Raw genomic sequence first — 15,736 nt, 5'->3', positions numbered from 1 at the left:
AAAGTGCGTTGGCAAACGCACTCTACACCATTTCTACACCACGTTCGCCTTTGGCTAAGGCACCTATGACATACCCGTCTGTATTTTCAAGTACAGCATCTACATCTTCAGGCTCAACAACCCATACCATACCTACACCCATATTAAAGGCTCTGTACATCTCTTCTTCGTCCACATACTGACCCATGAATTCAAAAACAGGCAATACTCTGATAGAATCTTTGTTTACAATGGCTCTCATACCCTCAGGAAGCACACGTGGGAGGTTTTCTACGATCCCACCGCCTGTGATATGGGCCAAAGCTTTGACGTACTGCTTATTGGCTTTATACTCTTTTACATAGATACGTGTCGGCTCCAGCAGTGTATCGATTAGCGGCTTGCCTTCAAATTCTGTCTCAAGGCTCATTCCCAACTTGTCAAAAAAGAGTTTTCTTACCAGAGAATAGCCGTTTGAATGTACACCTGAACTTGGCATAGCAATAAGCACCTGTCCTTCTTTCACATTAGCTACAGTATCCATTTCTGAGCGTTCAGCGATCCCTACTGCAAACCCTGCAAGGTCAAAGTCATCATCTGAGTACATCCCCGGCATCTCAGCAGTTTCTCCACCAACGAGTGCACACTCTGAACGTCTGCAACCCTCTGCAATACCTGCGACAACATCTTTTGCATTTTCAGGAAGCAGCTTACCTGTCGCATAGTAGTCAAGGAAGAACATCGGTGTACCGTTATTACAAATAAGGTCGTTGACACACATGGCTACAAGGTCAATCCCTACTGTATCTAGTCTACCGCTTTCAATAGCCAGTCTGAGCTTTGTACCGACACCATCAGTGGCAGAGAGGATCACTGGTTCTTTGTAGCCTGTCGGCAGGGCATACGCACCCGCAAACGAGCCGATTCCACCAATGACATTGCTGTCGAATGTTGATTTAACATCTGCTTTGATTGCTTCTACAAATGCATTACCTGCATCGATATCTACACCGGCATCTTTATATGAAATAGTTGACATTTAGTTATCCTTTTAATCTTCACACTTACACGGTGGAAATATATTTTTAAGTATCATTAACCCCGGACAGAAACCTGTCAATCCCGCAATGAACAGCATTACCATCATTGCTACAGTAACTACAAATGCTGCTGCAAACATTTTAGAGCCTGCCAATCCCAAGATAAGTCCCAAAATAATTGCCTGTACGATTCTTTGCATTCTTTCAGCACACAACATTGAAAGTCCTTATGAAAATTTGGTGTTATTATATCTAAAACTAACTTCTAAGTTTACGTCCTAATTTTGCCTCTACGGAGCCTACCTTTTTGTTAAGCCTTCTAGCTGAACCTTCACGCCAATCTATCTTGATAGAGCTATAGACACGTCCACAGTCTTTCTGTAACGCTTCATAGGCTTGATTAATAACTGCCAATACCTCTTCAACTGTTTCACCTTCTATGATGGTTCCCATAGGAGTGAGTTGATACTCCAGTCCACTTTTATCTACGATATCCAGGACTCTTGCTACGAAGGCGCTTTTGCTTTGGGTCTGTTCGGTAGGGAACATGGAGAATTCTACGAGGGCTGACATTAGATATCCTTTTTTTACTTTTGTGTTATCCTATCTAAATTTTCTCCTTGTTTTTTTAAATTACCTAAAAATAAAACCGTGGCGTTGTTTCTCTCTTCATTTTTTTTTAAAAAACAAAGCAAAAAAAGCGTCATACCTCTCAAATCGCTCTGCTTTCAAGGGTGTTCGGTATGACAGAGCACACTCCGTGTGATTTAATGACTAGTCTTCTGTAAATTTAATGTATAATTTCTTTATGAATAATGAAAATATAATAATTGTAGGTGCAGGTGCTGCAGGTTTGGCAGCGGCTATTGGCTGTGCTAGGGCAGGGCAGAAGATTACTTTACTTGAGCAGAATAACAAAATAGGTAAAAAAATTCTTGTCTCGGGTAATGGAAAGTGTAACATTGACAACAGATACATTAACCTAAACCGTTTTCATTCACAAAACCCTGACTTTATAGCAAAAGTGTTAGAGAGTTATGACTTTGCTGTGGTAGAAAAGTTTTTCACATCACTGGGGCTGGAACTGGTGGAGGGCAAAGAGGGGAAGATGTTTCCTATGTCTCTACAGGCTTTCTCGGTGGTAGAACTTCTTGAATATGAAGCAAGAAAGATTGGGGTGGAGATAGTCTGTGAGTGTGCAGTCACAAGTGTAAGTAAACAGGGAGATACCTTTACACTGGAAACCACACTGGGTACAAAAACCTGTACACAGCTTGTCCTTACCTCTGGCTCTCCTGCTGCCCCACAGTTAGGTGGGTCTAACTCGGGGTATGCCTTTGCTACGAAGTTGGGGCATACGCTTGTGCCTCGCCATCCAAGTCTTGTACAGCTCTGCTCCCAAGAGAGTTGGGTCAAAGGGTGTGCAGGGGTAAAGGTAGCCGGGCTTGTAAAACTCTATGCCAATGGCGAATACATTACAGAGAAAAAAGGTGATCTGCTTTTTACCAACTACGGCATCAGTGGACTCGCCATACTTGACCTTAGCCGTGAAGTAAGCACCAGACTAGCCAACTTCGACTACTGTGAACTCAGCCTTGACCTCATGCCAGAGTACAGTAAAGAGAAACTTACCAACTTGTTACTCGCTAGAATACAAAAAGAGAGCGAAAAACCCATAGGGCTATGGCTGCAAGGCATACTCAACAAAAAACTCATAGCCATTATTTTAGAGCAGTCAAAGAGTAGGGTGAAGCTAGAAAAAGAACTGGGCAGAAAAGAGATAAACAAACTCGTACACACTATCAAGAACCTCAAACTCTCTGTCAATGATACCAAGGGCTTCAAAGGTGCAGAAGTAGCCACAGGAGGCATAGACACCAGCGAAGTAAACCCACAAACTATGGAGTCAAAACTCGTACCCAATCTCTTTTTCGCAGGTGAAGTACTCGATGTCGATGGAGATAGGGGAGGGTTTAATTTTCACTGGGCTTGGGTGACGGGGTTGAGAGTGGGGAAATAAATTTAAAGAAATAAAAATTTATTCTTCATGAGAATCTTTATCATCTTTTTTGTTAAAAATTTTTAGAGATAAACCAAACAGAACCCCTATTACAATAATTATAGACACCCCGTTGATTAAATTTTCTATTAATCCTGTTCCTCCATCAGAACCATTTACTCCATATAAAAGAAGAGCTCCTATGTATAATACAATCGCTATAACTATAATTTTAACCGTTAACATTATCATAATTCCTATTAAATTTTTTTAATTATAGCAGATATAGCTAATATTACGAATTTAAATAGTCTTTTAGTTTGCTATAGATTTGGTTGAAGGGGAATTGTAGGGTGTTGTGCCCTCACAACACCGCTGATTGGAATACAATAAAAATTTAAAATTGTTATTTGAATATGTGGTGTTGTAAGGGTACAACACCCTACGAATTACTTAGAATTTTTCTTGTCTCTTGCTAATCTTTTTCTCACCACTGGATCCAAAGACTTCTTACGAATTCTGATAGACTCTGGGGTGATCTCAACGAGTTCATCATCTTCTATCCATTCCATCGCAGACTCAAGTGTAATCTCTCTTGGTGTTACGAGTTTAATGGCATCATCTGCACCTGAGGTTCTCATGTTGGTAAGCTGTTTACCCTTAAGTGGGTTGACATCCAGGTCACCAGGTCTTGCAGACTCACCGATGACCATACCTGAGTAGACTTTGTCCTGTGGTTTGATGAACATGGTACCGCGTGCCTGAAGGTTGAAGATAGAAAATGCTACTGCTTCACCATTGTCCATAGATACCAGTGCACCTGGTGTTCTGCTCTCAACGCTTCCTGAGTAAGGTCTATACTCCAAGAACGAGTGGTTCATAATACCTTCACCTTTAGTGTCAGTTAAGAACTCTGAACGGAAACCAATAAGCCCACGTGCAGGAATCTCAAACTCAAGTCTTACGGTACCGTCCGGCATAGGGTTGAGAGAAGTCATATTTGCTTTTCTTTTTCCCAGTTTTTCGATGGCAACACCTTGAAACTCTTCAGGTACATCAACCACTAAGTGCTCAAACGGCTCCATTTTGACACCATTTTCTTCTTTTACCACAACTTCCGGTCGTGCAAGCATAAACTCAAACCCTTCACGTCTCATGTTTTCTGCCAAAATACCAATTTGGAGTTCACCACGACCTGAAACTTTGAAAGATGCATCTCCCATTGGTTCCATACGCATAGCGATGTTTGTCTCCATCTCTTTTTCAAGACGCTCTTTAATTTTATTTGAAGTCACGTGTTTACCTTCTTGTCCTGCAAGTGGTCCATCATTTACTGACATAATAACAGAAAGCGTAGGCTCTTCCACATGCATTGGGTCAAGCGCTACAGGGTTAACAGGGTCACAAATAGAATCACCCACATCAATATCACTAAATCCAGCGATAGCTACAATATCACCCGCTTCTGCTTCATCAATATCAATACGCTCAAGACCTTTAAACCCGATAAGTTTAGAGACTCTTGATTTTGATTTACTTCCATCAGCTTTTACAAGAAGATATTCATCTCCTTTTTTTACTTTACCGTTAAAGATACGTGTAATACCGATACGTCCTACAAAGTTGTCAGAGTCAAGTGTAAATACCTGTGCTTGTGTATCTGCATCCGGAGAACCCACTGGGTAAGGTACTTTTGTTAAGATGGCCTCAAACAGTGGCGTCATATCTTTATTTTCATCTTCCATTTCCCACTTTGCATACCCATCACGTGCTGCCGCATAAAGTACTGGGAATTCAAGCTGCTCTTCATTTGCATCAAGTGCCACAAGAAGGTCAAATACCTCATCCATTACTCTATCCGGCTCTGCCCCGTCTTTGTCAATTTTATTGATAACAACAACAGGAATAAGTCCAAAACTAATCGCTTTTTTCAAAACAAATTTAGTCTGAGGCATCACACCTTCTTGTGCATCGACAAGAAGAAGTACACCATCTACCATTTTAAGAACACGCTCAACTTCACCACCAAAGTCGGCGTGACCCGGAGTGTCGATGATGTTGATCTTGTGATCACCATAGGTAATTGCTGTGTTCTTAGAAAGAATGGTAATCCCTCTTTCTTTTTCGATAGCATCAGAGTCCATCGCTCTCTCTTCTACCTCTTGGTGTGCTTCAAAAGTTCCTGATTGCTGTAAAAGTTCATCTACAAGTGTAGTTTTACCGTGGTCAACGTGCGCGATAACGGCAATGTTTTTAATTTTTTGCATAATATTTCCTAGAAAGATAAGGGGATACCTTATAAATTTTCGCGAATTATAGCGAAAAGTTACTATAGTATAGATTTTTATTATATTTTTGTAGGGTGTTGTGCCCTCACAACACCATGAATCTACATAGAACAAAAATTTGCATTTATTTTGGGTATTTATTTGATGTTGTCAGAGGAGAAGCACTAAATGCTGAGTCGTACAAGGATCTACAATGACAAGCCATAAAGTTCATGGTAGGTTTTCATAGCATATCGGTCTGTCATATCTGCAATATAATCTGCGGCAACACGTTCCTTATTCCTTTGTTCAAAAAGTGCTTTTTGATAGGCAGGAAGAAGATCAGGATCTTCTACAAATGCTCTATAAAGCCCTTGAATACACTGTTTTCCGGCATGCATTTTTCGAGCTATTTTTTCATGTCTGTAAAGTTTTATGAACAGCAGTTTTTTAAGCTGTTTAAGTTGTGTAGATATCTCCTTTGAAAAACCTACAGGAAGAGGAGAGGAGGCATCCAGTGTTGCAATGATCGGTAACTCTTTTCTGTATTGTTCCACACCTGTTTTGGCATTATCAATAAAATCTTCGACAAGCAGTTTAATGAGTCCTGCAACAAAACGATGTCGGTAAAGCGTTTCTCCTCTGCTTACACCCTCTTTTTGCACGATCTCATCAACTTTTAGACAAAGTTCATCTTCCATCAGGTCATCAAAAGTAATAATCCCATATTTGATACCGTCATCAATATCATGAGAGGTATAGGCTATCTCATCGGCATGATCGACTACCATGGCTTCCAGACTTGGATGTCTGTCCAAAGCAAATCGTTCATCCAAACCTTCCAAAAATGGTTTTTTATAGGGGTAAGAGTGCTTCAGTACACCTTCGAGTGTTGCAAAGGTAAGGTTGAGTCCATCAAATTCTTTATAACGTTTTTCCAATTTTGTTAAAACCCTGAATGACTGAAAATTATGTTCAAATCCCAAAGGGTGCCCATCTGCTTTAAGCAGTTTGTCGAGTTCATCACCACCCACATGTCCAAAAGGAGTATGCCCAAGATCATGTGAAAGTGCAATCACTTCTGCAAGAGTCTCGTTAAGTTTAAGCATCCTGCAAAGTGTTCTTGCGATCTGACTGACTTCCAGTGAATGGGTCAGTCTGGTACGAAAATAATCTCCTTCATGGTTAAGAAACACCTGTGTTTTGTACTCTAAACGTCTAAATGAACTGCAGTGAAGTACTCTGTCTCTGTCTCTTGCATATGGATCTCTAAAATCCTCTTCAAAGTGAAAAAATCTTTCGTTAGCTTGCATTACCTCATGTCCTCATAAAATTTGCTATAATTGTAGCAAAATAAAAACAGAGTAGTTGGAAAACATCATGGAAAAAGTAAAAATGTACCAGATCGAATATGAAAAACCAAAAGTCACACTACTTCAGGAAAGTGGGCTTGGTGTAGCGGAAATCGCAGCAAGAACCTGTTATGACAGTTTTGAAAATTCTGAAAATGCCTGTATTAAAGAAGCCATGCAGCACTTGAACAGAGATGCTATTAACAACATTGATGACTCTGATCTGCTTGCAAACCTTGCATGGGTGCATCACCATCACTCCATTATAGAACATGCTACACTGAGTTTTCTTATTCAGGGAACATCAAGAGGGGTACTTCAGGAACATGCACGTCACAGACTTCAAGCCATTTCAGTAAGAAGTACACGCTATACCATGTCTTCTGTTATCAATGCTTTTGTTGCTTCACTTGAGAATGAAGAAGGCTTTATATTCTTTTTAGATAAGATACTTGCACTTCATCTTTTTGTCATTAGTGACAGAGAGTATTTGGAAATTGAGATCAAGGCAATGTATAACAAACTTATGTTCCAGTATAAACGGGATCCTGATTTCATAACCAATGCCATTGCCAAATCTTCCCTTCCTTTTATTGAGGAATGTAAAGGGGACAGTGAAACACTCTACAGAGCATTTGAAATGGGCAAGAAGAAAAGAAACGTAGGAGACGGCTTCAAACATATTGTCTCAGATAACTGGAAAGTTGATATGGTTGTGACTTTCAACATCAGAAGCCTTAAAAACTATTTTGATCTCAGAGACAGCGGTGCTGCATGGTTCCAGATACAATGGCTAGCTCAGGCAATGAAAGAGGTCACACCTAAAAAATACCTCAAACTCATTGACAAAAAATATAAAAATATCTAAGGAAAATCTTTTTTGAAACAATTAAAACTACTTTTACTTTTTATTATAATGTACAGCTATACCTGTGCACAAACCCTCAGCATAGAAAATATTAGCACAAATATACAAAATGCACTTCAAACACATCTGAAAGGTCAAAATCAAGCTATAGTACAGAATATCTATCGCAGGGTAGATTACAAACCCTTATGGGTAGGACTGCAAAATGAAGCTAAAATGAGTCAACTTATTCAGGCACTCAAAGATCCTCTTTTCAACTATAAAAATAAGCCCTTTGATCAGAAATCGATCAAACGTCTCTTTTTTCTTCTTGATAACGGAGAGATAAGCCAAAATAAAAAAGCTGTTGTCTATGCAAGGCTTGATCTCATGCTGACAAATTCAATGGTACGTCTGGTGCGTTTCATTGTACAGGGGGATGTAGACTGGGATCTGGTACAAAAAAAATTTAAAGCCCTCAAAAAGAGTGATGATATTAAAGTAAAATGGGAAATGCCTCCCGCCAAAGCTTTTCCTGATCAGGATCAACTCATCATAGCCATTATGGAAGGAAATATCCATGATTATCTTGCTTCTCTGCTCCCTATGGAAAAACGCTATAGAAAGCTGGTAAGACTTTTAAAGAATTATCGTGTTATGGAAAAATTTCCTAAAATACCCTATAGTAATAAACCTTTGAAACTCGGAGACAGATCTGATCGTATCCTTCAAATTAAAAAACGTCTTCAAATTTCCGGTGATTATCCCAAAACAGCACCATTGGATAAAAAGTTCGATACTGTTCTGCAACAGTCAGTTATCACCTATCAAAAACGATATCTTCTTAAAGTAGACGGTATGGTAGATAAAACCATGACCTGGTACTTGAACCAGCCTGCAAAGAAAAATATACAGGCAATCATTACCAATCTGGATAAAACCAAGCTCTATCCTAAACATTTTGAAAGTGAATATGTGGAAGTCAATGTTCCTGATTTTAACCTACGTTATTATAAAGATGGTGAGATGATTGAAAAAATGGGGATTGTTGTAGGGCGTATAGACAGACCAACTCCTATTTTTCATGACCAGATCGAATATATGGTCATCAACCCGACCTGGACCATCCCTGACAATCTTATAAAAAGAGATTTGATCCATGTCCTTCGAGAAAATCCTATGTATCTTGCAGAGAACAACATTCATGTTTTCAAAGGAAACAAAGAGATACAGATCACGCAAGATATGCTTGATCCTTATGAACACAGCAAACAACACGTTCCCTACCGTTTTGTCCAATTTCCAGGAGACAATAATGCCCTTGGGCGCATTAAATTCATGTTCCCCAACAAATATGCTGTCTATCTTCACGATACTGACAACAAAACCTTATTAACACGACGTTATAAGGTTTACAGTTCAGGATGTATGAGAGTATCAAAACCTTTTGAATTGATGGATATTCTTCTTGAACATGCCAAAGGAAATTATTCTCGCAGTGATATAGAAGAGATCATTGCTACAAACAAACCTACAACAATCAAACTACGCAAACCTGTCCCGGTACATATTCTCTACTTTACTGTTTATGAAGAAGATGGATTAGCCTATTTCAAATACGATATCTACCTTTATGACAAAATCATTGAAGAATCAGTTGAGGGTCATAAAAAAGCTACTTTTAGCATTCCTAAAAAACGTATGATCACCATGAAAAAACAGAGAGAGAAACAGTTACCGCCTGTTAAGGGCAGCTCTAAGAAAAAATAACTTTTCTATTTACGCATTTTCACACGCTGAAGATGCGTTAATGCGATTGCCATAGCATCCGTAATGTCCAATGGTTTGATCTCCTTTTTAATACCTAACAATCTTTTTACCATAAATGCCACCTGTTCTTTGGCTGCTTTTCCGTTTCCTGTGACTGCTTTTTTAACCTGTAAAGGAGTATATTCATAAAAATATCCTACTTCCTGCAGTATTTTTAGAGAGAGGGCCCCTCTAAACTGAGCAAGTTTCAGAACAGACTTCGGATTGTAGGCAAAAAAGATATCTTCTATAGCCACCTCATCTACTTTATGGGCTTTGAGAATAATATCTATTCCTTCTACAAGCTCTACTATCTGCTCTTGAAGCTCTTTGGTCTTGATCTTAAGCAAACCTGCTTCAATAAGTGAAAACTTTTTACCATCCCAATATAGTATACAATAGCCTAAATTACGGCTTCCAGGGTCTATTCCTAAAATATTCATTCACACCTTTGTTCACATAGTGAATAAAATTATTCAACTGTGTTTAATAGCCTTATTTTAGCTAACATAAGCTAAAATAGTAGAAGTTATTCACATATAGGATTTTTAACACTTTAAAATGTGAAAATCTATTCACACATTTAAAAATATCAAGGATAAAACAGGATGAATATTGGACAAAAAATACTTTTTGAACTCAAAAAAGAGATCAGTGAGACAGAGTATGAGCGCTACATCAAAAAACTGGTTTATGACACCAAACGATCTCGTAGCAATATTGTCTATTACAATGCACCAAATATGATCATAGCCAAATGGGTAAAAACAAAATATACCGATAAGCTCATACATCTTTTTGAACTACAGAATGAAGTAAAACCTGAAATAGAGATCACTGTAGGAAAACAGACCAAACAGACACCTATTACAGTCACAAAACAAAACAGTGAAAAAAGCAGTTCTAAAAGTACCTATTTAAACCCTTCTTTAACCTTTGACAGTTTTATTGTCGGAGATTCCAATCAATTTGCCTATACTACAGCAAAATCTGTTGCAGAAAAACCAGGTCTTCAATACAATCCTCTTTTTATTTATGGCGGTGTAGGGTTAGGAAAAACGCATCTTCTTCAAGCCATAGGTAATTATCATATAGATCTGGGAAAAACTGTTATTTATACCACACTTGAACAGTTTATGAACTCTTTTACCTCTCATTTACGTGCACAAACCATGGATAGATTTAGAGATAAATTCAGAGAATGTGACTTATTGCTTATAGATGATATACAATTTTTAAGCCGTAAAGAACAGACGCAAGAAGAATTTTTTCATACATTTAATGAACTTTACAATACCAATAAACAAATTGTCATTACTGCTGATCGTGCACCCAATAAGATAGCAGGACTTGTAGACAGGCTTCGCACACGATTTGAATGGGGACTCATGGCAGACATTCAACCACCGGGACTTGAAACAAAAATCGCAATTATTCAAAAGAAATGTGAACTTGACGGTATTAAACTCACCTCTGAAGTCATTAATTTCATTGCTACTCATATGGGTGATAATATTCGTGAGATCGAAGGTACGATTATTAAACTAAATGCTTTAAGTTCCATGCTTGGACAGGAGATTACTCTGGATTTTGCACAAAATGCTATTAAAGATCAACTTAAAGAAAAAAAGGAGAATATCACCATAGATGATATTGTCAAGATCGTCTCTCGTGAACTCAATATCAAACCTTCTGATATTAAATCTAAAAAACGTACTAAAAATGTTGTCAATGCTAGAAGAACAGCTATCTATCTGGCACGAAATCTCACCCCTAATTCCATGCCTCAAATTGCTCTTTATTTCGGTATGAAAGACCATACAGCTATTTCTCATGCCATGAAAAAGATCAATGAGATCATTGACAACGATGAAAATTTTAAAGTACTGTTGGAAGAGCTCTCAAATAAAATTCATACCGATACCCAAAATCTTGAGAATTAACTTATAAAACTTGAATAAAAAAAAGATATAATTTTAAAAGTGAAAAAATGTGAATATACAAAGAGAGTTATACATTCCGTCAAACAACGGTAAAATAAGCAATAGAGTAGTTTTTCACACTTTCATGTCAAACTACTACTATCTACTAATATTATTAAAAATAAGGGGAGTCTATGAAGATAAGAGCACCAAAACAGATCATTGAATCAATACTCATCAATTTACAACCTTTTTTAGAAAAAAAAGATGCAAGTCAAATTACATCACATATACTGTTTAACTCACAGAATGGTAAATGTATTGTAAAAGCGACAGATGGAGAGATCGGTCTTAAAATTGTTACAGATCATATTATGATTGAGTCAGAAGGTTCTTTTACTGCAAACGGTAAAAAACTGCTTGATATTATTCGTATTTTAAAAGATGATGAAATTATTTTAGAACTTTTAGATAATACACTAATTGTGAAACAAAAACATTCTAAATTCAAATTACCTACCTTTGACCCTAATTCTTATCCTAATTTCCCAACTGTAGAAAATAAACCGCAGATCACATTGAATTCTTTAAGTCTTATTCAAAATCTTAAAAAAATATCACCTGCCATTGATACAAATAATCCAAAATTTGAACTTAATGGTGCACTTATCAATATCAAAAATGATTCAACAGATCTTGTCGGTACAGATACCAGAAGATTGGCAATAGCATCTATACCTGGAAACAATGCCGAAGCACTCTCTTTGATCGTACCTAAAAAAGCTATTTTGGAAATACAAAAACTCTTCTTGGATCAGATAGATATTTTCTTTGATGAAACCAATTTAATTATCTCCAATGAAAACTATTTTTTCTATACCAGACTGATCAATGGAAAATTTCCTGATTATCAGAGAATCGTACCAAATTCAACAAAACATCAAATCGTTTTACCTAAAAAAGAGATGATTGATGCTATTAAAATGATCACAACTATTTCCCAAGAGATCAAAATGACACTATTGTCTGATGTTATTATTTTTAACTCTTTAAGTGCAGATAATGTTGAAGCAAAAACAGAATTGGAAATCAATACAGGTCTGAATGAAAAATTTGAATTACGTTTTAACAGTAAATATATTTTAGATTTTATTTCACAAATTGATAAAAATGAATTTACTATAGAATTTAATGAACCAAGTTTACCGTTTATTGTAAAAGACGATAATTTTATTACAATCATTATGCCAATAGTTGCATAAAAAGGAAAAAGTGTTTATGAGTGAAAAACAGACAAAATATATTTTTGTTACAGGCGGTGTTCTTAGTTCCTTAGGAAAAGGGATTACTGCTGCAAGTATAGGTACATTGTTAAAGCATACGGGTCAAAGAGTTGGTGTTCTAAAACTTGATCCGTATATAAACGTAGATCCTGGAACAATGTCTCCTTTGGAACACGGAGAGGTATTTGTTACCAAAGATGGGGCTGAAACCGATCTGGATCTGGGACATTATGAAAGATTTTTAGATACCTCTTTAACACAAAACAATAACTTTACAACAGGACTTGTCTATAAAACAGTCATTGAAAATGAGCGTAAAGGAAAGTATCTTGGTAAAACGATTCAAGTTGTACCGCATATTGTCAATGAGATCAAAGAACGAATTTTTCGCGCAGGTGAGGGAAAAGATATTCTCATTGTAGAATTAGGTGGAACTACAGGAGATATTGAAGGGCTTCCTTTCCTTGAAACGATTAGACAGATAAAGCATGAATTGGGTCGTTCTCGTGTAATGAATGTCCATGTAACACTGCTTCCTTATATTAAAGCTGCCGGAGAACTTAAAACTAAACCGACACAACACTCTGTACAGGAACTTAGACGTATTGGTATTGCTCCCCATATGCTGGTACTTAGAGCAGAAGTACCCGTTTCCAATGAGATCAAGAGAAAGATCGCTTACAGTTGTGATGTAGATGAAGAGTCAGTGATCGTTGCTGAAGATGCTTCTACAATCTATCAGGTACCGCTGAATTTTTTAAGGCAGGATATTCTTACACCGATCTGTAAACAGCTGGATCTTGAAAATTGTCAACCTAAAATGGATGAATGGACCGATCTTGTACATAAGATCATTATGCCAAATGATGAAGTAAAAATAGCCTTTGTAGGTAAATATCTTGATCTTAAAGAGTCTTACAAATCACTGACTGAAGCACTGATCCATGCAGGTGCACATCTTGATAGCAGAGTCAATATTAAATGGGTTGACTCTGAAAAAGTTGAAGATGACGGGGCAGGAAAATACCTTAATGACTGTGATGGTATTTTGGTTGCCGGCGGTTTTGGTGAACGTGGGGTAGAGGGTAAAATAGAAGCGATCCAGTATGCAAGAGAGAATAAAATACCATTCCTCGGTATTTGTCTGGGTATGCAACTCTCTATGATAGAATATGCCAGAAATGTATTGGGGCTTAAAGAAGCAAATTCTGTAGAATTCAATAAAAATACACCTGATCCATTAATCTATCTTATTGATGAATTCATTGATGCAGGCGGAGCAAAACAGATACGTACAACCACTTCACCTATGGGTGGAACACTGAGGCTTGGAGAGTATGAGTGTGAGACTAAAGAGGGTTCAAATCTTAGAGCTGCCTATGATGCACCGGTAATTTATGAAAGACACAGACACCGTTATGAAGCAAATCCGAAATATAGAGAAGTCTTGGAAGCAAAAGGTATGGATATTACCGGTGAATCCCATGGTCTTATAGAAGCAGTGGAAGTAAAAGAGCATCCCTGGTTCCTCGGTGTACAGTTCCATCCTGAATTTACTTCAAGATTGCAAAATGTCAATCCTGCTATTTTAGCTTTTGTCAAAGCATCTATGGTACATAAAAAGTAAATGTCCTCCATCATAACGCTTGAAGCGTTAGAAAAAATTTTAATTTTACGTTTTAAAGAGGGCTTTCTCTCTTTAAAAGATCTTCCCCATCCTTCTACTTTTAAAGATATGGACAGAGCAACAGAACGCATTGTCCAAGCGATAGAAAACAAAGAAAAAATAACGATTATTGGTGACTATGATGTTGATGGAGTGACTTCTACCACACTTATGAGACTTTTTTTTGAAGAGATAGCGTATGAGATAGAGTGGATTATTCCTAATAGATTTAAAGATGGTTATGGTCTTTCTGCGAATATTATTCCACGTATTAAAGGTACTGATTTAGCAATTACGGTAGACAATGGTATTTCAGCAGTCTATGCAGCAAAGCTTTGCAAAGAAGAGGGGATAGAACTGATTATTACCGACCATCATCTGCTTCCTCCTGAAGTGCCTGAGTGTTATGCTATTATAGATCAAAAGCAGGAAGAGTGTACCTTTCCCTATGCAGATGTTTGCGGTGCACAGATAGCATGGTATCTTATTGCATCTATTAAAAATGCATTGGGTATTCAAATGAATATGATGCCTTTTATGGAACTTACAGCTATAGCCATCATCGCTGATATGATGCCCTTGCAGCACATCAATAGAGTTATGGTAAATGCTGGAATAGAGGCATTGAATAAAAGTACCAGACCAGCGATCAAAGCCTTTTTGGAACATGCACAAAAAGAGACACTGGGGGCTGAGGATATAGGTTTTTTTCTAGCACCTTTGCTCAATAGTGCAGGGAGGATGGATGATGCGAAATATGCGGTAGAATTTTTGGCTTCTACGAATATCTATGATGCCAGAGTAAGACTGGAACGTTTGGTAGACTTTAACAATGCACGTAAAGCCACAGAGCAGGAGATCACTGCCAAAGCACTGATACAGGCAAATCCTGAAGATAAAGTCATTGTAGTAGAGGGTGAAGCGTGGCATGAAGGTGTGGTAGGCATCGTTGCTGCAAGAGTAGCACGTCATTATGGGAAAGCCTGTATAGTACTTTCTGATAATGGGAAAGGGATACTTAAAGGAAGCGGACGAAGCTTTGATTCCTGTGATCTCTTTGGGATTACACAGAGCTGTAGAAGCTGCTTGGAGAAGTTTGGAGGACATCAGGCTGCTATCGGTTTGTCTTTAAAAACAGAGAATCTGGAATGCTTTAAAAAGCAACTTCAGAAAAATTATACGCAGGGTAACTACATAAAAGAGGAAACAGACCGGGATATTATAGGAGAACTCCATTTTAAAGATATTTCATTTGAACTTACAGATCTTGTGAAAAAATATGAACCCTATGGACAGGGAAATCCTAGACCTAAATTTATCAGCAGCAACGTTGAGATACTTCAGGCAGGTAGCATGGGAAAAAAGGGAGAGCATTTACGATTTTCTTTTGTGCAAGATGGCATTGTTATGGCGGGAGTACAGTTTAAAACATGTGATGTCTATGAGGTAGGTTCAAAGGTAGATGTGATTTATACAGTGAATGAAAATAATTTTAGAGGGAATGTGACTTTACAAATGCTAGTAGAAAAAATCATTCAATAATATTTATTATTATCTCTATTTATAATTAAT

General features: G+C 37.6%; 14 protein-coding genes. 7 read left to right on the top strand and 7 right to left on the bottom strand.

All coding sequences use genetic code 11. The features are described 5' to 3' along the window. Window positions 1-22 precede the first annotated feature (22 nt). Genes purM through MVE01_RS04265 form a run of 3 tightly spaced genes read right to left on the bottom strand, consistent with a single transcriptional unit; the run spans window position 23 to window position 1,592 of the window. A complete protein-coding gene (purM, locus tag MVE01_RS04275) occupies window positions 23-1,018 on the bottom strand; it encodes a phosphoribosylformylglycinamidine cyclo-ligase (RefSeq protein WP_472560934.1) in 996 nt (331 codons plus the stop codon). Between the two features lie 12 nt (window positions 1,019-1,030). Next, window positions 1,031-1,237, bottom strand: a complete 207-nt coding sequence (locus tag MVE01_RS04270) for a hypothetical protein (protein WP_472560933.1) — start codon at window positions 1,235-1,237, stop codon at window positions 1,031-1,033. Between the two features lie 40 nt (window positions 1,238-1,277). Beyond that, entirely contained in the window at window positions 1,278-1,592 is a 315-nt protein-coding gene (locus tag MVE01_RS04265) for an MTH1187 family thiamine-binding protein (protein ID WP_472560932.1), read from the bottom strand. Between the two features lie 235 nt (window positions 1,593-1,827). On the opposite strand from MVE01_RS04265, the gene MVE01_RS04260 reads away from it, so the two are divergent. Continuing rightward, window positions 1,828-3,039 (top strand): BaiN/RdsA family NAD(P)/FAD-dependent oxidoreductase, encoded by a 1,212-nt coding sequence (locus MVE01_RS04260; RefSeq protein WP_472560931.1) that lies wholly within the window; start codon window positions 1,828-1,830, stop codon window positions 3,037-3,039. An 18-nt stretch (window positions 3,040-3,057) separates the two neighbouring features. Here MVE01_RS04260 and MVE01_RS04255 read toward each other — a convergent pair whose 3' ends face one another. From MVE01_RS04255 to MVE01_RS04245, 3 genes are all read right to left on the bottom strand, one after another. Further along, on the bottom strand, window positions 3,058-3,264 hold the full coding sequence (locus MVE01_RS04255; RefSeq protein ID WP_472560930.1) for a hypothetical protein: 207 nt from the start codon (window positions 3,262-3,264) through the stop codon (window positions 3,058-3,060). Window positions 3,265-3,467: 203 nt separating this feature from the next. Beyond that, window positions 3,468-5,285: a translational GTPase TypA gene (gene typA, locus MVE01_RS04250; protein ID WP_472560929.1), complete on the bottom strand. Its 1,818-nt coding sequence runs from the start codon at window positions 5,283-5,285 to the stop codon at window positions 3,468-3,470. Window positions 5,286-5,494: 209 nt separating this feature from the next. Next, a complete protein-coding gene (locus tag MVE01_RS04245) occupies window positions 5,495-6,598 on the bottom strand; it encodes a deoxyguanosinetriphosphate triphosphohydrolase (RefSeq protein WP_472560928.1) in 1,104 nt (367 codons plus the stop codon). A gap of 67 nt (window positions 6,599-6,665) precedes the next feature. Here MVE01_RS04245 and MVE01_RS04240 point away from each other — a divergent pair, with 67 nt between their 5' ends. Next, window positions 6,666-7,505 carry an FAD-dependent thymidylate synthase gene (locus MVE01_RS04240; protein WP_472560927.1) on the top strand — a complete coding sequence of 280 codons (840 nt, stop codon included), beginning with the start codon at window positions 6,666-6,668 and terminating at the stop codon, window positions 7,503-7,505. 12 nt (window positions 7,506-7,517) lie between these two features. Then, window positions 7,518-9,254, top strand: a complete 1,737-nt coding sequence (locus MVE01_RS04235; protein ID WP_472560926.1) for a L,D-transpeptidase family protein — start codon at window positions 7,518-7,520, stop codon at window positions 9,252-9,254. Between the two features lie 5 nt (window positions 9,255-9,259). Here MVE01_RS04235 and ruvC read toward each other — a convergent pair whose 3' ends face one another. Further along, on the bottom strand, window positions 9,260-9,736 hold the full coding sequence (gene ruvC / locus MVE01_RS04230; protein ID WP_472560925.1) for a crossover junction endodeoxyribonuclease RuvC: 477 nt from the start codon (window positions 9,734-9,736) through the stop codon (window positions 9,260-9,262). Between the two features lie 165 nt (window positions 9,737-9,901). On the opposite strand from ruvC, the gene dnaA reads away from it, so the two are divergent. From dnaA to recJ, 4 genes are all read left to right on the top strand, one after another. Continuing rightward, window positions 9,902-11,236 (top strand): chromosomal replication initiator protein DnaA, encoded by a 1,335-nt coding sequence (gene dnaA, locus MVE01_RS04225; protein WP_472560924.1) that lies wholly within the window; start codon window positions 9,902-9,904, stop codon window positions 11,234-11,236. Window positions 11,237-11,409: 173 nt separating this feature from the next. Beyond that, window positions 11,410-12,477, top strand: a complete 1,068-nt coding sequence (gene dnaN / locus MVE01_RS04220; RefSeq protein WP_472560923.1) for a DNA polymerase III subunit beta — start codon at window positions 11,410-11,412, stop codon at window positions 12,475-12,477. A gap of 16 nt (window positions 12,478-12,493) precedes the next feature. Next, entirely contained in the window at window positions 12,494-14,125 is a 1,632-nt protein-coding gene (locus MVE01_RS04215; RefSeq protein WP_472560922.1) for a CTP synthase, read from the top strand. Beyond that, entirely contained in the window at window positions 14,126-15,706 is a 1,581-nt protein-coding gene (gene recJ, locus MVE01_RS04210) for a single-stranded-DNA-specific exonuclease RecJ (RefSeq protein ID WP_472560921.1), read from the top strand. Window positions 15,707-15,736: the final 30 nt, after the last annotated feature.

It is taken from the genome of Sulfurovum sp. (genome assembly GCA_026990595.1).
Classification (GTDB): Bacteria; Campylobacterota; Campylobacteria; order Campylobacterales; family Sulfurovaceae; genus Sulfurovum.
This window is presented reverse-complemented; position numbering and strand designations above follow the sequence as displayed.

Excerpts from the sequence above, each read along its gene's own strand:
- purM (WP_472560934.1), bottom strand. The coding sequence starts at position 1,018 with ATGTCAACTATTTCATATAAAGATGCCGGTGTAGATATCGATGCAGGT.
- MVE01_RS04270 (WP_472560933.1), bottom strand. The coding sequence starts at position 1,237 with ATGTTGTGTGCTGAAAGAATGCAAAGAATCGTACAGGCAATTATTTTG.
- MVE01_RS04265 (WP_472560932.1), bottom strand. The coding sequence starts at position 1,592 with ATGTCAGCCCTCGTAGAATTCTCCATGTTCCCTACCGAACAGACCCAA.
- MVE01_RS04260 (WP_472560931.1), top strand. The coding sequence starts at position 1,828 with ATGAATAATGAAAATATAATAATTGTAGGTGCAGGTGCTGCAGGTTTG.
- MVE01_RS04255 (WP_472560930.1), bottom strand. The coding sequence starts at position 3,264 with ATGTTAACGGTTAAAATTATAGTTATAGCGATTGTATTATACATAGGA.
- typA (WP_472560929.1), bottom strand. The coding sequence starts at position 5,285 with ATGCAAAAAATTAAAAACATTGCCGTTATCGCGCACGTTGACCACGGT.
- MVE01_RS04245 (WP_472560928.1), bottom strand. The coding sequence starts at position 6,598 with ATGCAAGCTAACGAAAGATTTTTTCACTTTGAAGAGGATTTTAGAGAT.
- MVE01_RS04240 (WP_472560927.1), top strand. The coding sequence starts at position 6,666 with ATGGAAAAAGTAAAAATGTACCAGATCGAATATGAAAAACCAAAAGTC.
- ruvC (WP_472560925.1), bottom strand. The coding sequence starts at position 9,736 with ATGAATATTTTAGGAATAGACCCTGGAAGCCGTAATTTAGGCTATTGT.
- dnaA (WP_472560924.1), top strand. The coding sequence starts at position 9,902 with ATGAATATTGGACAAAAAATACTTTTTGAACTCAAAAAAGAGATCAGT.
- dnaN (WP_472560923.1), top strand. The coding sequence starts at position 11,410 with ATGAAGATAAGAGCACCAAAACAGATCATTGAATCAATACTCATCAAT.
- MVE01_RS04215 (WP_472560922.1), top strand. The coding sequence starts at position 12,494 with ATGAGTGAAAAACAGACAAAATATATTTTTGTTACAGGCGGTGTTCTT.
- recJ (WP_472560921.1), top strand. The coding sequence starts at position 14,126 with ATGTCCTCCATCATAACGCTTGAAGCGTTAGAAAAAATTTTAATTTTA.